Raw genomic sequence first — 18,139 nt, 5'->3', positions numbered from 1 at the left:
GAAACCGTTTCCTTTTTCTGGGTAGAGAAATCGAATTTAAAATTCGGTCTCTATATAAATGAATTTATTTTATCTTTGTAAACCATTTGTTGGCTAGTGAATAAAGATCTCCATAAATACAGTGACGCAGAGTTGTTGAGCTTTTATCGCCGTACTCGGAAACCGGACTATTTAATCGGGTTGTACGAGCGTTATATGCCTTTGGTATACGGCGTGGCTTTGAAGTATCTGAAGAATGTACCGGATGCTCAGGATGCTGTGATGCAGATTTGGGAAGAGCTGTTCGAAAAAGTATTGCATCACGACATACAGGTATTTAAAGCCTGGTTGTATAGTTGTGTGCGCAATTATTGCTTGATGGAATTGCGACGGCGGAGTGGAAATAATTTTGTCGGATTAGACGAAAAATTTATGGAATTTTGCGATGACTTTAATCTTGAATACAGCAGAGAGACCGATCGGCAGGAGAAAGCATTACAGGAGTGTATGGAAGCTTTGCCTGAGAAACAACGGCTTTGCATTCGTTATTTTTTTATGGATGAACTGTCTTATAAAGAAATCGGGCAAACTTCGGGTTTTACTTTGAAGATGGTCAAGAGCTTTATACAGAATGGAAAACGTAATTTGCAATTGTGTCTCGAACGAAAAGGAATAAAGGCCAATGAGTAGACAAAGCGACATATGGGAATATCTTCAGGGAGAAAGAACCGGAAAGCGAGCTAACCGGTTCGAACGGGAGATGTTGTCCGATCCTTTTTTGTATGAAGCTGTCGAAGGATTGACTACTGTGAAGGCGGATCATGAGAAAATCGTACAGCAGTTGCAAAAACGAATGAAGAAAAGGGAAGGGAATAAGACTGTGCGTTTATATCGCTGGGGGGCAGCGGCTTCTTTGCTGTTGCTGGCGGGACTTGCGGTTATCTTGATGAACAGGAGTGCCCTTCGGCAACAAGAAGTTGTCGTGGCAGAAATGGATAAAAGTGAACCGATTATTCGTCCGGATAGTTTACAATTGATGGCGGCACAGCTGGATGAACGAGGTGTGACCGATACCGTAACTCTGCCTGTACGGAAGATTATCGGGAAAATAGCTGGGAAAGAACAAGTATTTTACCGACAAGTGCAAGCTGTTGAGGATATGGATTCGGAATCCGATGAATCCGGAAGTGCGGATGTATTGTCGGAGCCTGTAGCGATGGCCGTCACAAACGAAGCGGCTAGGCAAGCGTTTGACTCTTGTGTTCTGAAACCGGCCGATCTTCGGCGGAAACAGCCGATAACCGGATATGCAGTGACTTTGCCTAAGGCAGATACCCAAAAGAAAGATAAAAAGAAAAAAAACGATGCCGATGCCGTAGGAACGAAATCTGTATACTTGGATAGCCTTATGTTGGAAAAAAATACCCGTAAAGAGCGTCGGACAAGGATTGTCCATACGAAAAGCAGAGGAGCAGGTGAGAGGAAATTCAGACAAGAAGTTGTCATAGATCATGCCGGATGGATGAAAGAATTCAACCGTTATGTAGCGGATTCTTTGCGTTATCCCGAAGATGCCCGTTTGGAAAAACTGCAAGGCGAGATACAATTGACCGTGCGCTTGAATCGAAAAGGTTTACCTGCCCGGATCAAACTCATTCAACGTTTATCGCCCTCATGCAACCGTGAGGCAATTCGTTTGGTAGAAGAATATCCCGGTAAATGGGAAAATACAGAAAAGGAAATTTTATTGACAATCCCGTTCAAACTTCCTGTTACAGAGTAAGTCTAATCCAACATTAAGTTCATATAGGGCCTTGCTTCCCGGAATAATCGGTTTAAAGGAGCCGGTAAGATATCAGGATGATATCCCAATAAGGCTTGGGTGAGGACCGGAATATCCGTTTCACTGTCGATCGGTCCGGAAATTTGGTCTGTGTGTATACAATTCCCGCCGGCAATGGTGTATATTCCGTTATTGGACGGTACTTGAGGATCGTTCAGCTTGAGCGTGAAAGCGACTTCCGGATGAAGCCGGGCAAAATATTGCAACATTTGTGGGGCATGTGTCAGACGGGCCATACCCAGACTGATGTTACCTGAAACTGCAGGGAGAGTTTTGTAAACTAAGGTCTTGTCAGGCCAAAAGGCATGAATGTTCTGTAGGAGTTCTGTCTTCTCCTGTTCGGTGTCGAATAACAATTCTTTGACACAAACCCTGTCCTTTTCAGGTACAGCCAAGGCCCAACCGCTCGGTACATTTTGGCGGTAAGTAGCCCAGAGTTGTCCTTCCGACAGGTAAGCTTCTTCGACAATGGTAATATAATCGTTATAAGGATGTTGGATACAATAATTCCTTTTACTCATCTCCTGGTCGAAATAGGGAAATAAATTCCGGGCAAAGTTTGCGTCGAAACGATCGGAAGTAGTGAGTGAAAGAGTATGGGGTATAGTTTGATTAGCAGGGGTATAAGTGTGAAGGGCATAATCGAAGACGGTAACATATCCTTGGCCTGCATAATAACCGAATAACCAATCTTCAGCCGGAATCAGGGTGCTGAAGGCAATCCCGCGGTCGTACATCTCCTGCAAAGCATTTTGGAGGAGCAGGGTCATAAAGCCCCGGTTGCGGACATCGGGTAGGGTACATGCTCCCGAGATATAAGATGTATCGACCGTGACATTTTCCCAACGCATGGGATAAGGAAGCATTTGCAGGGCTGACAGGGCTTTCCCGTTTTCTTCGTAAATCAGTGAGTTGGCGTCGCTATACTTTCGTTCGAAGTAAAACCGAATGAATTCGTCCGTGTCTTCAAAACACCGGCGCCATAATTCCATAACTTGCTGTTTTTTATTCATCTATCCGGATTTAGTGTTTTCAAATGGCCTGTCTTTTGATGGCTTTCGTCTTTTCGAGTAATAATACAGGATGATAAGAGAGTTTTGCCTGGCGGAGACCGGGAATACCCAGATCTTCTTCACGGTTCAGGTAAATGTATTGTTCCGGTAGATGTGATGCAAATTCCTGGTTGATCGCACTGTAAATACCGTCGATATTGATATCTGCTTTTTCATAATGCACCCCGAAGGTGTTGTGGCTGATAGGGGCTCCGAAAGTGAAAGCTGCAATCTTGCCGTCGACACTGATCACAGCGCCTGTCAAATCCAGTTCTTCGAAATGATGTAAGGCATAAGTCAAAGCACGCCGTTCGTTCCGGATGTTTTCGTTTTCGATATAGCCGTGTTTCATACACCATTCCGATTCGAACTGTAAGCATACCGGAATAAGGTCCGGGGTTAGCGGCTCATAGTTGTATCGGTACTCTTTCCTGAATTTATTGACATGATTCCGTTTGGGCTGATAATGCTTGCCTTTTAATTCGGCCAGATCCTGACGACGGTAAATATAATCGAAATAATCCCGGTTGCTCGTATATTCGAATAAAGTGGGGAAGTATTGCTCCAGTTTATCTTGTATCTTCGGTTGTACTCCCCGTAAACACAACGGTTCGTTTTCAGAGAGGGCACACGCCTCTAAAGCTTCGATAACCGGAATCGGACTTCCTTCTCCCAAAGGCATGAAATATTCATGGTTGCCTTCAGAAGTGACGAAACGAATCACTAAATGATCCTCGATAAGGGCATAACTGGATTCCGTCATGAAATGCCAACTGCATAAATTAGCAAAGGAAAAGTCGCAGTCTTGTTCGTCCGAAGGAAGTATAAACGAGGTAAGTAATTCTTTATCAGTTGTTGCGATCGGTTTAAAATCAATCATATGTTATTCTGTTTTATGATGCGAAAATATTTTATTTTTAGTAGAAATAGCTCTTAATCTGTATATTTTTATATGCAAACGAATTCAAGTATAAAAATGTTTTAAAATTTCAGGAAGGATTGACGGGGAAAATGGATAAAACGATAGCAGTGGATAGAGTTTTACAAACTGATTACATTTCAAACCTATTTTTCCGAGTTTTGTCAAATGGTTTTGCAACAAGGGTAGGAAAGTCTGCGTTTAATTAAGGAAGATACTTTGAAATTATTTGTTTTGTGATAATACAGAAAACTATGGAAGCAAAAAAACAACTCAAACATTTGATTATTTATTGTAATCCGAACCCTAAATCTTTGAGTGCAGTTTATAAAGAGGCGGTGATGGAATTGATAGAAATGTCCGGAAATGCAATGAATGTCCGGGATTTGTATAATATCGGTTTTCATCCGGTTTTAGAGCAATCCGATTTCGATGCGGTAAAACACGGTCAAATTCCGGAAGAAGTGAAAGTAGAACAGGATTATATCCAGTGGGCTGATTTATTGACTTTTATATATCCGATTTGGTGGACCGGTATGCCTGCTCTGATGAAAGGATATATCGACCGGGTATTTACCAAAGGATTTGCTTATAATATGGATGAGGAAGGGCAGTTACAGGGGCTCCTGGCAGGTAAAAAGGTCGTTATCCTCAATAACATGGGATTTCCTTATGATTATTATGACAAGATTGGAATGTTGCAATCGATGAAACAAACTTCCGATCAGGGAATTTTTGAATTTTGTGGAATAGAAGTTGCAGAACATCGCTTTTTCGGACACTTAGACGGTTCTTCGAAAAGCGAACGGGAAGCTCATGTTAATGTGTTGAAGCTGATTTATGATAAGTTGCTGAGTTAATAGAGTTGCTGAGTTAATAGAGTTGCTGAGTTAATAGAGTTGCTGAGTTAATAGAGTTGCTGAGTTAATAGAGTTGCTGAGTTAATAGAGTTGTTGAGTTAATAGAGTTAAAGGGGAACAAAAGTTACAGAGGATATTTACAACTAAATAGTTGTAGATCATGACATTAGAAGCTCAATAACTTATCAGTTCAACAACTTATCAGTTCAACAACTTATCAACTCAACAACTTATCAACTCAACAACTCAATCAACTCAATTAACTCAGCAACTCAGTAACTCAGTAACTCAGCAACTCTATTACCCCAGCAACTCTATTCCTGCTCCACGATTTGTCCGGTGTAGGAGATTGGGCTGCGTTTGAGGCTGTTGATGAAGAGGTAACAAGTGCCGTCGTGTCTGATATCTATGCTGAGTTTATAAGTATCGTTTTTTCCGACGACGCTGAATTGATAGAAAATACTCTGGCGTCTTCCTTTTCCGCGTGTTTGTCGGGTCAAATCCTGCATCGTATTACTGAAAATGATTCCTCTGTTTCCGGTTTGGGGGATAGAATAGCCGCTTCCGAAATACGGTAGATATCCGGTAGCGATGCTGTCGCGGATAATTACGAATGCACTGTCTTGAGCGATCCGTATATTTTGGTCACTGTAGGGAGTGGTTGGTTGTAGATAAAAAGTGTGATGAGTCGTTGCAATCGTATATTGCATTTTGAACCGATTGCTGTCGACTTTTTCTTTTATAATGCCGAAATTGGTGATTCGTTGGTTGTTTTGGGTTATCGGGGAGAGAAAGATACCCCAGAAGAGCAAACCGGTGAAAAAGAATTTTACCATACCATAAAGATTTATTTCTCAGTTGTACGGTAATTCCGATATCGGGTTGCACTGTCCGGGGAACGATTTTTACGACTTTCCTGTTTCGTCTTTAACCGGACTGACGGTCCCGGAATAGGAAATTTGTGCCCGATTGTTGCTGTTCAGGTTTACCGAGCAATTCCCACCTCCTGAAATTTCCATGGAAATCTGGTATGTATCGTTTTTGGCGGTGATAGAAAAACGGTAAATCAGGATTTTTCTTTTCTTTTTGTGTTCGATTTTCAGGGATTGGTCCTTCATCACCCCGTCGAATTCAATGCCTCCGCCTTCACCGTAGGGAAGGGAATAAGCCCGGCCGAAAAAGGGAAGGGTACCTTTAGCGACCGAGTCGGTAATAACGAACTTACCTCTGGGATTGAAACGGCTGAGATCTTGGCCATCCTGGGGATATACCCGGTTGAGTTCGAATTGGAAATGATTGCTTTCAATCAATTGCCGGGTCTGCTGAAATTCTTGTTCCAGTTGCGCTGCTTTTTCTGCCTTGGTGGGTTTCTGTGCGGAAACAGAGAGGGACAGAATAGAGAATAATAACGAAATAAAAATAAGTTTTTTCATGGTCTTATTATTTAGTTGTTTGATAATTAGAAAACAAAAACTATACCAAACGAATCATGTATTTCCATCTTCCGGCCGATCTCCTGTCCCTTACCGGGTAGGTTAAGGTTGTCCGGCAGTGACGATATACATCTCTTCAGGGTTCCAATATTTGTCGGCCAATTCCAGTATCGCTTCGGGGGTGCATTGTCTGATTTTTTCAATGATCCCGATATAAAAGCTATTGTCCAAACCGTAATTCAGTTTATGTTTTAAGGAATCGCTTTGAGCGAATACCCCGTCTAATTCACGGAGTAAATCGCCGTATAAATAATTTTTCACCAGATTCAGTTCTTCGGCAGGCACTGTTTCTGTCCGGAGTTTGTGTATTTCTTTAAAGATTTCCTCGATCGTTGCTTCTGTATATTCGTTATTGACTTCGGTGGTGATACTCCAATAACTTCTTTGGGGCAGAGAGACATTGAAAGAGCCGATCCCGTAAGTATATCCTTTTTCTTCCCGGATATTCGACATCAGGCGTGAGCCGAAATAACCACCCAAAATTGTGTTCAAAAGCATATAACCGGCATAATCGTCGTCTGTCAGCCGTACACTGGATTTACCGATGCGGATGCTGGATTGGACACAGTTTTCTTTGGATACATGATAACGGCCTGGTTGAGCTGCATGAAACGGTAGTTTTTTTGAAATATTCCCGGGGGACGGAATGGGAAGATTTCCGAATAAACGGGTTACCGTATTTAACAGTCCTTCGTTTACATGACCACAAATAAAAATCCGGAATTGTCCGGCTTGATAATACCGGTGATAAAAATCGCGGATGAGGGAAACGGTGATTCGTTGATAATCACTTTCCTCGATCCGGTTGGCATAGGGATGATCTTCCCCGAAGATCAGGGCGGAAAATTTTTGTTTGGCCAGATAGCTGGTTTTTTCCAGGTTGACCAAGTATTCCTGGCGTTTATTCGTCAGGTATATCTCGAGTTCTTTGTCCGGAATATTACTTTCTGTAATGATTTCTGCCAGCATGGTCAATGTTTCTGTGGCATATTTATTCAGGGAAAGCAGGCTTACTTCGGTTTTATTCAGGCCACAACTGAAATCCACATAGGCCCCGTAATAGTCGAACTGGTCGGCGATTGCTTCTGCTGAATGGTGCAATGTGCCTTCGTTCAGCATATTGACTGTAGTCGAGGCAACCAGGGGTTGGGATTGATAATAGATTCCGGCCTCGAAGACAACGTCGATTTTAAAAACTTCCTGTAATGGATCGTTCAGGTAAAAGATTTCTGTTCCGTTGGCCAATATCAGGCATTGGTAGGGCAGGAGACTCGGAGTGGATAGCGGAGTTATTCTTGGGGCTATATTTCGGTTGGGCATCATAGGCTTGGTTTTAGATTATCTTTTTCTGTCGTGAAAACAGTTATTTTTTCAGATACCAAAGGGTAGAACAATTTTCTTTTCGGAATAGTTCCCTGGCAGTAGTTTTGATTTTGTCGACCGTAATATCGTTATAACGTTTACCTTCTGTATTGATCAGGTCGACGTCTCCTAGAAACTCGAAAAAGGCTAGATTGCTGGCTTTACTTTGATAGCTGATTTCACTATAAGAGATGCGGGCTTCGGTTTTATGGATGATTTTTTCCACCTCCCGAACGGTAATTTCATCCTTTATAAAATGCTCGATTTCCTGGTCTATTGCCGCTTCTGCCTGACGGATGTCGATACCTTCGGATAGTTTACCACTGAAAATGAATAATCCCGGATCCCGGTCGCCCGAGACATAGGCGTCTATACCGGAAAATAAACGTTGGTTTTTGATCAGGTTGACGTAGAGACGTGAAGATTGCCCGTTGGATAAAATGTCGGAGATGATATCACAGGCATAAAAATCGTCGCTATCCCGTCCACCCATGTGAAATACCTTATAAATAGCGTCTGCCGGCACATTGTTATCCGGGACGATCGAACGGCGTTCCTCTGTTTGCCGGGGTTCGGCAGGGATGTGACTAACCGGTCCGTGGGCTGGTGGAATGTCGCCGAACCATTTTTTTACCAACTCTAAAGCCTTGTCTTCTGCGATATTACCGCAGATGCTGACGATTGCGTTGTCGGGTGCATAGAATTGCCGGAAAAAAGCCCCGACATCTTCCAGAGTTGCCCTTTCTATATGTTCCGGCGATACTCCGATCGTAGCCCATCGATAAGGGTGCACTTTGTAAGCCAGGGGACGCAGCTTCAGCCATAGGTCTCCGTAAGGATTATTCAGATAGCGTTGTTTAAATTCTTCGATAACGACGTGTTTTTGTATATCCAGGGAAGATGGCGAAAGGTTCAAACCTGCCATACGGTCGGATTCCAGCCAAAGAGCTGTCTCGATATTCGAGGCAGGTATGGTGATGTAATAGTTGGTCAGGTCATTGGTCGTGTAGGCATTGCTTTCTCCTCCGGCCAGCTGCACATGTTTGTCATAGTCTTCGATATGAGTGGAACCGCTGAACATCAGGTGTTCGAATAAATGGGCGAAACCGGTTTTGTCCGCTTGTTCATTGCGTGAACCGACCTTATAAAGTACGTTTACCGAGACGAAAGGGGTACTTTTGTCGGTATGGCAAATAACTGTCAGGCCATTATCGAGAATATGACGGGAAAATTGGATCATAGTATATCATTATTTTTATTTTGCCGGAAGTCAGAAGGAGACTGAATTGCTGCATCGGTTTATACTTTGGTTATAATCCCGGAGCAAGTCCTGCATGATCTCGGCAACACTTTCTTCGCCCTTGAGCATCGAAGCGATTTGTCCTATTTCGAGTTCGCCTTCTGCCAGATTGCCTTCGAAGATCCCTTGTTTAGCTCTTCCTTTGCCCAGCAGCTCTTTCAGGGTATCGGAGTCTGCTCCTTGGTCTTCCAGTGTTTTGACTTGTTCGTAAAATTCATTTTTAATCAATCGGGTTGGGGCTATTTTTTTCAGGGCCAGCATCGTCCCTCCTTCAGGAGTTTTCCACACCTGCTGTTTGAAATTCGGATGAGCGGACGATTCGGTAGCTACGGCGAACCGGCTTCCGATCTGTACCCCTTCGGCTCCCAAGATCATGGCGGCCAGCATTGCTTTACCGGAAGCGATACCCCCTGCAGCGATCAGCGGAAGGCGGCAATGAGCAGCGACGTTCGGGATCAGAGTCAGCGTACTGGTTTCTTCCCGTCCGTTATGTCCTCCTGCTTCGAAGCCTTCGGCAACTATGGCATCACATCCGGCTTCTTCACATTTTTGAGCGAATGAGGCGCTGCTGACGACGTGAACGACCGTCATACCGTGAGATTTCAAAAAAGAAGTCCATTTTTTAGGGCTACCGGCAGAAGTGAACACGATCTTTACCTGTTCGTCCGCTAGTATTCCCATGAGTTTATCGATTTCCGGATAAAGTAACGGCACATTTACCCCCCATGGGCGGTCAGTGGCCTCTTTCATCTTGCGGATATGCTCCGTTAACGTATCGCAATGCATCGAGCCGGCGCCTAATAAACCGAGACCTCCGTTATTACTTACGGCCGAAGCCAGCCGCCAGCCACTGCACCATACCATTCCTCCCTGGATGATGGGATATTCGATACCGAATAATTGAGTGATTCTATTCATCATTTACTTGTTTTGCAACTATTCAACAAATTTACAAAAAATAACGGGAATTACATCGTAATTCCCGTTATCTGATTTATCATTTCTTATTTCTAATCTTTCTTGATATTGGGTAATTCCAAACCATATCCTTTTTTCTTGTCCTCTGCTTTTAACCACAGACCCAGGAACAGTGCGAATACGCCGAGGCTGGCGAAAATCAGCATCGGAACGGTGTAGTTATATTGCAACGGATCTTCGATACCGGGGTTTACTGCTGCCAATACTTTCCCGATGATCATCGGGAAAGCGAATAAACCGATATTCTGAATCCAGAATATCACGGCATAAGCAGAACCCAATAGACGGTTGTCTACCAATTTGGGAACACTGGGCCATAACGCAGCCGGTACCAGAGAGAAAGAAATTCCTAACAGCACGATAGAGGTGAAAGCGACGATCGGCCCGGCAATACTGCCTTTTAAAGCCGGTAAGGCCAGGGCAAAAGCCAGATGACAGATAATCATCAGAAAAGCTCCGTAGATTAACATCGAAGCACCTTTCCCTTTACGATCCAGGAAGTTACCTAATAGCGGTGTAATGGCTGCCGCTCCTAAGGGAAATACAGAAAAGATCATACCTGCTTTTTCGGCTGTAAAATCCAGATTACATTGCAACATATTGATGGCATATTTCTGGAATGGGAAAATCGCGGAATAATATAACACGCACAGTAAGGCGACGATCCAGAATACTTTACTGGAAAAAATCAATCCCAGGTCCTTGATTTGGAAGGGTTCTTCCGGTTCTTCTCCACTTTCTCCCATTTGTTTTTCCAGTTTTTTGTCCATGACAAAATAGACACAGAAAGCAATAAAACCGATGAGCAATAGGATGACACAGAATAAAACAGAGCGGGACACATCTTTTACACCTCCCATATTGGCGATTGCCGGAGAGATCAGTACGGCTGCTGCAACACCGATACGGGCGATAGCCATTTCCAGTCCCATCGCCAAAGCCATTTCTTTACCTTTAAACCATTTGACGATACCTTTCGATACGGTTATACCTGCCATTTCTACCCCACAACCGAAGATCATAAAGCCTAAAGCAGCCATTTTAGCCGAAGAAGGCATGCCTTCATAGAAAGGGAAGAAATTCCAGAAATTTTTGAGATATTCATCGGTAGCCCCTCCGGTGAAACCGTCGGATACGGCCCAGTATTTGAGGTAAGCACCGATTACCATCAAGGCGCCGGATAGTAAGGCGGTGTTACGTACTCCGATTTTATCCAGGATAATACCGGCAAAGATCAGGAAGAAAACAAATACATTCAAAAAGGTTTCACTTCCCTGATAGGTCCCGTAGGCTGCCGGGTCCCAGCCTTTTGTTTCTTGCAGCATGGCCTGTAGAGGTGATAAGATGTCTACGAACATGTAGGCAAAGAACATCGCCGAGGCTAATAATACCAAGGCTGTCCAGCGCATAGCAGGAGAGTCTTTCAAAAGTTTGTAAATTTTTTCAGTCATAGTTTTTTATTTAGATTAAAATATAATCCCCACGATGCCGCCAAAGTTATAAGAAATAAATAAAAAAGAGCCGTTTTTAACGACTCTTTTTGGCTTGCAAACGATATAAATTTGATATTTTCCGGTAAATAGCGCTGCCGGGTTAATATAATTTACATTGTTTTGTTAAATTCTTAATAATTATTTTTTTTCGGTTCGAAATAAGCCTGAGGATGTTCGCATGCCGGGCATTTCATCGGAGCTTTCTTGCCTTTCAATACGTATCCGCAATTACGGCATTGCCATTCGATCTCTTCATCCCGTTCGAAAACTTTACCGGTTTCTACCCGTTCCAGTAGTTTGCGGTAGCGAGCTTCGTGTTCGGCTTCGACCTTTGCAATCTGACGGAAAGTATTGGCGATTTGCGGGAAACCTTCTTCCTGTGCTATTTGAGCAAATTCCGGGTACAGATCTGCCCATTCTTCATTCTCTCCATCGGCGGCTGCTTTCAGATTTTCAGCTGTCGTACTGATTATACCGGCCGGATAACTGGCGGTAATTTCTACCATTCCTCCCTCGAGGTATTTGAAGAATTTCTTCGCGTGCTCTTTTTCCTGCTCGGCAGTTTCCATGAAAACACCGGCGATTTGTTCATAACCTTCTTTTTTAGCTACACTGGCAAAAAAAGTATAACGGCTCCGGGCCTGTGACTCTCCGGCAAATGATTTTAACAGATTTTGTTCGGTTTTCGTTCCTTTAATACTCATAGTCTTATTGATTAAAATGATTTAGTATCGCACTTTTATACTGCAATTTTAACGCATATAAAAATAATAAACAAATACTTTATTTTTATAAATTTATAGAGATTATTTATAAAGAAAATAGTTGGATGCAAAGAATCAGGCAGATAAATTTTTTCTTTAAAACTATCGTTTTTAATCGAAAGCTTATATCTTTACCTAAAATTCAGCAACTCGAAACCACTATGTTAGCAAGAGATTTGATAGCCACAGTTATAAAGACTTTCTTCGAGGAATTGGACGATGTCCGGGACGGTAAGCGCCAGATGAACGACGAGTCGCCTTATGCCGGAATGTATGCTTCTTATTTCAACAAAGACCGGGATTGGTTTATCCAGGCCGATACCGAAGAGATCACGACTTTTTTTGCAGACGATCCGATCTATAAATTGGAAATGTTGACCGAATTGATTTACCGGGATGCCCGGAGGCTGACAGATGCCGGGATTCAGGCGATCCTCTATCGGAAGATCATCGAATTATACGAGGTCATCGATATCCGTAGTCAGGAATTTTCTATGGACCGGATGAACCGGACCACTGAATTGAAGCAATGGCTGACGACTTATGAGTATAAAAGTTAGTTGGATTGTCAGAAACATGTTTGTCGGTTTGTGCGTATTTGTTATAAGTAAATACAAATGACATGGGATTGACAACGTATGATGATGAGTTTTTGTTGGCTGCGATCGTTATTATTTCAATGGCTTTGATCTTTTATTCCGTAGGGGTATGGAGTGAACGTATACAGGGGCGTTTGAAAGGGTGGCACGTGACTGCTTTTGGATTAGGTTTGGTGTGTGATTTTGTCGGTACTGCTTTTATGGCAGAGCTGGTACGGCTTACCGGTCAGGACAACCGTTTACATGCTGTTTTAGGTAGTATTGCCGTGTTTCTAATGGCGATTCATGCGTTGTGGGCTTTCTGGACATTTCGGAAAGGTTCCGCCCGGGCGAAACGCAATTTCAGCCGTTTCAGTGTCATTGTTTGGTGGGTATGGCTGATTCCTTATTTTATCGGGGTTTATCTGGGAATGACGGCGAAGATATAAAAATGATCAGCGGTCCTTCAAACTTGATTAGGAAGAAAGAACGCTGATCAACCGGAATGTCGTATGCTACTTATTTGGCAGCTACGACTTCGATTTCAACCAAAGCTCCCATAGGCAGATCTTTTACGGCAAAAGCAGCACGAGCCGGGCAATCCTGGGTGAAATATTTTGCGTAGACTTCGTTCATGGCTTTGAAATTAGCGATGTCGCTTAGCAAACAGGTAGTTTTTACTACATTATCATAAGTACAACCGGCAGCTTCGAGAATATAACCGATGTTTTTTAAAGATTGTTCGGTTTGTTCCTGGATACCGCCTTCGGCGAATTTACCGGTATTTACGTCTACGGGCAGCTGACCGCTGATATAGATCATTCCGTTTACTTCAATAGCTTGGCTGTAAGGACCGATCGCTTTCGGTGCTTTCGGTGAATTGATAACTTTTTTCATGATGCTCTATTTTAAGAATTTGACTTTTATAAATGTTGTCACAAAATTAAAAAATGAAATCAGATATTCGGAATCGTTATAAGAAGAATGCGCTATTTTAACAATAAAATAAGATTCACGCTCAGCACTACTTCCATTCGGAAAGTTGGTCTTCTATTTCCGGGATATCGCTGGCTTTGAATACCGGGCTTTTGATACCCCGGCGTTTTTGATCGTTGTAGTTTTTTAGGGCTTTTAAAGCTAAATGACCAAGAAAGATGAGGGCGATCAGGTTGATCAGGGTCATGAGGGCCATAAATAGGTCTGCCAGATTCCAGACGATGTCCAAACCGGCTACCGAACCGAAAAACACCATTCCTCCGACGGCTATCCGGTAGATTTGCAGACCGGCCGGATGCCGTGATATAAAGAACAAATTGGTTTCACAGTAAGAATAATTACCGATAATCGAACTGAAGGCGAACAAAAGAATACAGAAAGCGATAAACTGAGCTCCGAAGGGACCGATTTCATGGCCGACGGCGGCCTGGGTCAGTTGAATGCCTTTCAAGGTTCCATCGAGAGGAAGGTCCGAAAGTAAGATGATAAAAGCGGTGCAACTACAAATGACAATGGTGTCGGTGAATACACTCAGGGCTTGTATCAGCCCCTGTTTTACCGGATGGGAAACGGTTGCTGTGGCTGCAGCATTGGGAGCGGAACCCATCCCCGCTTCGTTGGAAAATAAGCCTCGCCTTACTCCTTGCATGATCGTTGCCCCGAGTCCTCCACCGACAACTTGCTCTATTCCGAAAGCATTGGAGAAAATATGGCCGATCAGGGCCGGGATAGCGGTCATATGATTGAATAAAATGAATAAGGCCACTAAAATATAGGCAATCGCCATAAACGGAACGATGATACCCGCTACCCGTGCTATCCGGTGTATCCCTCCGAAAATAGTGATTAGCGTGAAAAAGGTCAGGATGATGGCCGGACCTAATTGGCCGGTTCCGTATATCTCGTGAAAAGCGATTGCGATTGTATTGGCTTGGACGGAATTGAAGACCAAGCCGAAAGTGATGATAATAATGAAGGCGAAAAGCAGGGCCAGGCCTTTCTTTTTTAGTCCTTTTCCGATATAGAAGGCGGGGCCTCCGATGAATGAGCGTTCACCTTTTTCTTTATAAATTTGAGCTAAAGTCGACTCGACGAAAGCCGAGGCAGAACCGATCAGGGCCAGTACCCACATCCAGAAAACAGCCCCGGACCCTCCTAAAGCAACGGCAGTCGCTACTCCGGCTAAATTACCCGTTCCTACCCGGGAGGCGGTCGCTATACAGAAAGCCTGGAACGAAGAAACGGAATTTTTACCTTTGCCGTTACTGACTCCCTGGCCTAATAACCTGAACATTTCTCCGAAATAGCGGAATTGTACAAAACGGCTTTTAAACGTAAAATATAAACCGATCAGAATCAGAAGGATAATTAATAGGTATGTCCAAATCCAATCGTTCGCAGAAATAATCCAGTTATTCAATGTTTCTAACATAGCTCTTTAGTTTTGACCTCTTTCTTTCTGGTGTTTCTACGGAATGATTGAAAAAATGTCTTGTTATTTTATATTTTAAACGATTCGATATAGTTTGTTGAAGAATAGATTTTGGTGTTTATATACATGTTTACCCTAAATGTAGATTTATTTTTTTCTATTCCGCTTCCGGGTTTTATATCGTCAGACCGGTTCGCCTGGAACAGTCCGGTAAGGCTTCCGTTGATTTCATCGGTTCTTCTCTTGCCCGGAAAAACAAAATCTTTTGTTTTTCCGGGCAAGAGAAGAACTCACTGGCCGGCGGAACTCCTCACTTCGCAAAAAAACTTTACGTTACGTTTCCGTCAGACACCACCGGTCAGTGAAAGAAAAAGACAGACTACCGACAGAAGTGATCGGGTCGCCAATTCCGATTACCGCAGACGAACTAGTAACGGAATAGACCTACCTCTATAAGTGTAAATATATATAATTGCCTTTCTATATATACAAGATGTAATCGTTTTGAATACTTGTCCAGAGGATTCTTGTAACGATATGGAGTATTGTCTGAAGAGACGCTTAGAAGAATTTTTCGAAATAATCCGTCGTAAATTGTTGGATTACTTGCATTAAATTTTTTTCTTTGTCACCAGATAAATTTTCGACTAAATTAATCGAACGTTTTTCTGGAATCCATGGAGGTAAATGAACATACAGAGGTTTTGATAAAGGCAATTGTCAGGGGAGATAAGAAAGCGTTTGGACAATTGTTCCGGATGTGGTATGTGCGTTTGTGTCTTTATGCCGAATTTATTGTCAGGGATCGGGATATGGCGGAGGACCTTGTACAGAATTTATTTTGTATGCTGTGGGAAAAAAGGGAAGAGATCGATATCCGGGAATCGATGAAGGCTTATTTGTATCGCTCTGTCTATCACGCTGCTCTCAATTCGTTAAAACATGAAAAAGTAAAATTGGCTTTCTGGGAATTTATTCAAAAACAGGGTTCTAAAGATGAAAACAACATAGAGTATTTTATAGATAAAGAAAATCAGGAAATCGTGTTTAAAGAAATAAATCGGGCAATCGATGGTTTGCCTTTCCAATGTCGTCAAATATTTCTTCTCAGCCGGTTTTCCGGTAAAAAAAGCCAGGAAATCGCGGTTGAATTAGGAATCTCTGTACGTACGGTGGAAGCTCAGCTTTACCGGGCTATGAAACGTCTGCGGGAAGAATTAGCCCATTTGAGAGGTAGCGCAATATTTTGGTTGTTCCTTCTTAGAGGAGAAAAGGTTTAGACCAGGGGATAAAGTTCGTAAACTTATCGTAGGTTTATTTCGTTACCAATTCGTCTCCGGTGATCGGAATTGTCGACCCGGTCGCTTCTGTCGGTCGTCTAGCTTTGTCTATCACTGACCGGCGGAACTCGCTTCGCTCAGACACCACCGGTCGGGCGTTCAGAAAAAGCAAGATGACACTCGCCAAAGCTCCAATGGTCCCCGAACACGAACACCTCCGACTTACGTTATCACTGAATTGCAGACTAGTCTTGATTTGAGAAAGATCATTCTTCCTGGAAATAATCCGGAGAGTCCGGCTTTCTATTGCTGCAAATTTCCACTTGTATTTTCTTTGTCGGTTAACTCTGCCGTGAGATGAAGGGGGTAAGTCTGACTGTTGTCACTGTTTTAACTGAAAAAGTCATATTTTTTCAAAAATCTGTAAGTAGTTTTAAAAATAGAGTTGTCTTAGATACAAATTTCAGTATTTATGGACAATTTTAAAGATAACGAAACCGATATACAACACTTGATCATCAGTTCTCTGGAAGGTACAGCTTCTGAAGAGGAGTTGTTGGTCCTGCAAAAATGGCTGGAAGAATCAGAGCAGCATTTTCTTCTATTTCATGCATACAGACAAGATTGGATACAAGCCGGATGTGTACAGCGTTACCAGACCGAGGAGGCTTGGAAGAAAGTAGAACATCGTCTGTTTCACCGAATGTCGGTCAAACATTTGTTTTTATGGACCCGGATAGCCGGATATGCTGCTTTGGTGGTATTGATGATTGCTGTCGGTTATGTTTTTATGCGTCGTGATCAGGACAAAGATCAGGCGTATGTTGTGGAAGGAAATATCGAGCCCGGAGGGAAAAAAGCCATTCTGGTGTTGGGTTCCGATGAAAAAGTGGTGTTGGGAGATGAAGCGGAAGAGACCTTGTTGGCTGGAAATACGACAGTGAAAAAAGAAGGGAATACACTGGTATACGGAGAAAAGCATGCAAAAGAAACAGCCGGAGAATATAACCGTTTGATTACTCCACGGGGCGGAGAATATGCTGTGGTATTGGCAGACGGAACAAAAGTATGGTTGAATGCGGAGTCTGAATTGCATTATCCTGTACATTTCCCGGAACATGAGCGGGAAGTACACTTGAAAGGAGAGGCTTATTTTTCGGTATCCAAACAGGCGGGCAAGCCTTTTGTCGTTTGTGTTGGAGATTCCCGGATCACTGTATTAGGGACAGAGTTCAATGTCCGGAATTATCAGGATGAGGTCGTGGCAACTACTTTGGTGAAAGGTGCTGTCCGGATTCATGATGCAGGACGGGAATGTGATCTGACGCCGGGACAACAGGCTGTCATAGAGGCGGATGGAATTCGGGTTCGGGAGGTGGATACGGATCTTTATACTGCCTGGAAGGATGGTTATTTTATTTATCGGGAGAAAACTTTGGAGGATATAATGAAGGAATTGTCTCGTTGGTATGATTTTACCTATGATTGTCAGTCGGAGGAGTTGAGGCAGATGACCTTGACAGCGAAACTACGGAAATTCGACCGGGTGGAAGATATTTTTGATATACTGAAAAGAACGGGGCGGCTGGATTTTGCAACCCATGGAAAAAATGTGACTGTGTTGGCTAAATAAAAAAGAGGAACCGTCCATTTGGCCGTGTGCGGTTTCCTCTCTTAAGCATAATTGAAAACCAATTATTAACTAAATTTCAAATGTATGAAAAAAAAACTTAAGGGTATTTGTTATCCAAGAGAAAAAGTGAGAAAATTATGCCTTATGACTAAACTTTCTCTAATTTTAACATTTTTC

Annotated in this window: 18 protein-coding genes; 7 read left to right on the top strand and 11 right to left on the bottom strand. The window is 43.0% G+C overall.

The features are described from left to right. The first annotated feature begins 96 nt into the window (after positions 1–96). Together ODOSP_RS08715 and ODOSP_RS08710 are read left to right on the top strand one after the other, a co-directional pair. Positions 97–669: an RNA polymerase sigma factor gene (locus ODOSP_RS08715; protein WP_013611969.1), complete on the top strand. Its 573-nt coding sequence runs from the start codon at positions 97–99 to the stop codon at positions 667–669. Beyond that, positions 662–1,762 (top strand): energy transducer TonB, encoded by a 1,101-nt coding sequence (locus ODOSP_RS08710; RefSeq protein ID WP_013611968.1) that lies wholly within the window; start codon positions 662–664, stop codon positions 1,760–1,762. Before ODOSP_RS08715 ends, ODOSP_RS08710 begins: the two co-directional genes overlap by 8 nt. A gap of 2 nt (positions 1,763–1,764) precedes the next feature. Here the strand turns inward: ODOSP_RS08710 and ODOSP_RS08705 are convergent, their stop codons facing one another. Together ODOSP_RS08705 and ODOSP_RS08700 are read right to left on the bottom strand one after the other, a co-directional pair. After that, positions 1,765–2,835 carry a GNAT family N-acetyltransferase gene (locus ODOSP_RS08705; RefSeq protein ID WP_041556603.1) on the bottom strand — a complete coding sequence of 357 codons (1,071 nt, stop codon included), beginning with the start codon at positions 2,833–2,835 and terminating at the stop codon, positions 1,765–1,767. A gap of 19 nt (positions 2,836–2,854) precedes the next feature. After that, positions 2,855–3,754: a DUF2156 domain-containing protein gene (locus ODOSP_RS08700; protein ID WP_013611966.1), complete on the bottom strand. Its 900-nt coding sequence runs from the start codon at positions 3,752–3,754 to the stop codon at positions 2,855–2,857. A 293-nt stretch (positions 3,755–4,047) separates the two neighbouring features. Here ODOSP_RS08700 and ODOSP_RS08695 point away from each other — a divergent pair, with 293 nt between their 5' ends. After that, the gene (locus ODOSP_RS08695) at positions 4,048–4,653 is read left to right on the top strand and encodes an NAD(P)H-dependent oxidoreductase (protein WP_013611965.1); all 606 of its coding nucleotides are present in this window, start codon (positions 4,048–4,050) and stop codon (positions 4,651–4,653) included. A gap of 314 nt (positions 4,654–4,967) precedes the next feature. Here ODOSP_RS08695 and ODOSP_RS08690 read toward each other — a convergent pair whose 3' ends face one another. The 7 genes from ODOSP_RS08690 to rbr all read right to left on the bottom strand — a co-directional run bounded on the left by ODOSP_RS08690 (position 4,968) and on the right by rbr (position 11,983). After that, a complete protein-coding gene (locus tag ODOSP_RS08690) occupies positions 4,968–5,489 on the bottom strand; it encodes a DUF4251 domain-containing protein (protein WP_013611964.1) in 522 nt (173 codons plus the stop codon). Between the two features lie 69 nt (positions 5,490–5,558). Next, a complete protein-coding gene (locus tag ODOSP_RS08685) occupies positions 5,559–6,086 on the bottom strand; it encodes a DUF4251 domain-containing protein (RefSeq protein WP_013611963.1) in 528 nt (175 codons plus the stop codon). A gap of 102 nt (positions 6,087–6,188) precedes the next feature. Continuing rightward, positions 6,189–7,469, bottom strand: a complete 1,281-nt coding sequence (locus ODOSP_RS08680; protein ID WP_013611962.1) for a M16 family metallopeptidase — start codon at positions 7,467–7,469, stop codon at positions 6,189–6,191. A 40-nt stretch (positions 7,470–7,509) separates the two neighbouring features. After that, the gene (locus tag ODOSP_RS08675) at positions 7,510–8,748 is read right to left on the bottom strand and encodes a M16 family metallopeptidase (protein WP_013611961.1); all 1,239 of its coding nucleotides are present in this window, start codon (positions 8,746–8,748) and stop codon (positions 7,510–7,512) included. 30 nt (positions 8,749–8,778) lie between these two features. Continuing rightward, entirely contained in the window at positions 8,779–9,726 is a 948-nt protein-coding gene (locus ODOSP_RS08670) for an NAD(P)H-dependent flavin oxidoreductase (protein WP_013611960.1), read from the bottom strand. A 92-nt stretch (positions 9,727–9,818) separates the two neighbouring features. Continuing rightward, complete coding sequence (locus tag ODOSP_RS08665; RefSeq protein ID WP_013611959.1) at positions 9,819–11,237, bottom strand: MFS transporter; 1,419 nt, start codon at positions 11,235–11,237, stop codon at positions 9,819–9,821. A 173-nt stretch (positions 11,238–11,410) separates the two neighbouring features. Next, entirely contained in the window at positions 11,411–11,983 is a 573-nt protein-coding gene (gene rbr / locus ODOSP_RS08660) for a rubrerythrin (protein WP_013611958.1), read from the bottom strand. 221 nt (positions 11,984–12,204) lie between these two features. Between rbr and ODOSP_RS08655 the strand changes: the two genes are divergently transcribed. Both ODOSP_RS08655 and ODOSP_RS08650 read left to right on the top strand, forming a co-directional pair. Beyond that, positions 12,205–12,603, top strand: a complete 399-nt coding sequence (locus tag ODOSP_RS08655) for a hypothetical protein (RefSeq protein ID WP_041556599.1) — start codon at positions 12,205–12,207, stop codon at positions 12,601–12,603. A 62-nt stretch (positions 12,604–12,665) separates the two neighbouring features. Beyond that, positions 12,666–13,070, top strand: a complete 405-nt coding sequence (locus ODOSP_RS08650) for an HsmA family protein (RefSeq protein WP_013611956.1) — start codon at positions 12,666–12,668, stop codon at positions 13,068–13,070. A gap of 70 nt (positions 13,071–13,140) precedes the next feature. Here the strand turns inward: ODOSP_RS08650 and ODOSP_RS08645 are convergent, their stop codons facing one another. Next, positions 13,141–13,518 (bottom strand): RidA family protein, encoded by a 378-nt coding sequence (locus ODOSP_RS08645; RefSeq protein WP_013611955.1) that lies wholly within the window; start codon positions 13,516–13,518, stop codon positions 13,141–13,143. A 127-nt stretch (positions 13,519–13,645) separates the two neighbouring features. Beyond that, positions 13,646–15,049 carry an alanine/glycine:cation symporter family protein gene (locus ODOSP_RS08640; RefSeq protein ID WP_013611954.1) on the bottom strand — a complete coding sequence of 468 codons (1,404 nt, stop codon included), beginning with the start codon at positions 15,047–15,049 and terminating at the stop codon, positions 13,646–13,648. Positions 15,050–15,726: 677 nt separating this feature from the next. Here ODOSP_RS08640 and ODOSP_RS08630 point away from each other — a divergent pair. After that, a complete protein-coding gene (locus tag ODOSP_RS08630) occupies positions 15,727–16,329 on the top strand; it encodes an RNA polymerase sigma-70 factor (RefSeq protein WP_013611953.1) in 603 nt (200 codons plus the stop codon). A gap of 472 nt (positions 16,330–16,801) precedes the next feature. Then, on the top strand, positions 16,802–17,962 hold the full coding sequence (locus ODOSP_RS08625; RefSeq protein WP_013611951.1) for a FecR family protein: 1,161 nt from the start codon (positions 16,802–16,804) through the stop codon (positions 17,960–17,962). The last annotated feature ends 177 nt before the right edge of the window (positions 17,963–18,139 follow it).

This window comes from Odoribacter splanchnicus DSM 20712 (assembly GCF_000190535.1).
GTDB lineage: Bacteria > Bacteroidota > Bacteroidia > Bacteroidales > Marinifilaceae > Odoribacter > Odoribacter splanchnicus.
This window is presented reverse-complemented; position numbering and strand designations above follow the sequence as displayed.

What these genes read in the sequence shown, in the direction of transcription:
- ODOSP_RS08700 (WP_013611966.1), bottom strand. Translation starts at nt 3,754, where the DNA reads ATGATTGATTTTAAACCGATCGCAACAACTGATAAAGAATTACTTACC.
- ODOSP_RS08675 (WP_013611961.1), bottom strand. Translation starts at nt 8,748, where the DNA reads ATGATCCAATTTTCCCGTCATATTCTCGATAATGGCCTGACAGTTATT.
- ODOSP_RS08665 (WP_013611959.1), bottom strand. Translation starts at nt 11,237, where the DNA reads ATGACTGAAAAAATTTACAAACTTTTGAAAGACTCTCCTGCTATGCGC.
- ODOSP_RS08690 (WP_013611964.1), bottom strand. Translation starts at nt 5,489, where the DNA reads ATGGTAAAATTCTTTTTCACCGGTTTGCTCTTCTGGGGTATCTTTCTC.
- ODOSP_RS08650 (WP_013611956.1), top strand. Translation starts at nt 12,666, where the DNA reads ATGGGATTGACAACGTATGATGATGAGTTTTTGTTGGCTGCGATCGTT.
- ODOSP_RS08630 (WP_013611953.1), top strand. Translation starts at nt 15,727, where the DNA reads ATGGAGGTAAATGAACATACAGAGGTTTTGATAAAGGCAATTGTCAGG.
- ODOSP_RS08685 (WP_013611963.1), bottom strand. Translation starts at nt 6,086, where the DNA reads ATGAAAAAACTTATTTTTATTTCGTTATTATTCTCTATTCTGTCCCTC.
- ODOSP_RS08640 (WP_013611954.1), bottom strand. Translation starts at nt 15,049, where the DNA reads ATGTTAGAAACATTGAATAACTGGATTATTTCTGCGAACGATTGGATT.
- ODOSP_RS08695 (WP_013611965.1), top strand. Translation starts at nt 4,048, where the DNA reads ATGGAAGCAAAAAAACAACTCAAACATTTGATTATTTATTGTAATCCG.
- ODOSP_RS08655 (WP_041556599.1), top strand. Translation starts at nt 12,205, where the DNA reads ATGTTAGCAAGAGATTTGATAGCCACAGTTATAAAGACTTTCTTCGAG.
- ODOSP_RS08710 (WP_013611968.1), top strand. Translation starts at nt 662, where the DNA reads ATGAGTAGACAAAGCGACATATGGGAATATCTTCAGGGAGAAAGAACC.
- ODOSP_RS08705 (WP_041556603.1), bottom strand. Translation starts at nt 2,835, where the DNA reads ATGAATAAAAAACAGCAAGTTATGGAATTATGGCGCCGGTGTTTTGAA.
- ODOSP_RS08645 (WP_013611955.1), bottom strand. Translation starts at nt 13,518, where the DNA reads ATGAAAAAAGTTATCAATTCACCGAAAGCACCGAAAGCGATCGGTCCT.
- ODOSP_RS08680 (WP_013611962.1), bottom strand. Translation starts at nt 7,469, where the DNA reads ATGATGCCCAACCGAAATATAGCCCCAAGAATAACTCCGCTATCCACT.
- ODOSP_RS08625 (WP_013611951.1), top strand. Translation starts at nt 16,802, where the DNA reads ATGGACAATTTTAAAGATAACGAAACCGATATACAACACTTGATCATC.
- rbr (WP_013611958.1), bottom strand. Translation starts at nt 11,983, where the DNA reads ATGAGTATTAAAGGAACGAAAACCGAACAAAATCTGTTAAAATCATTT.
- ODOSP_RS08670 (WP_013611960.1), bottom strand. Translation starts at nt 9,726, where the DNA reads ATGAATAGAATCACTCAATTATTCGGTATCGAATATCCCATCATCCAG.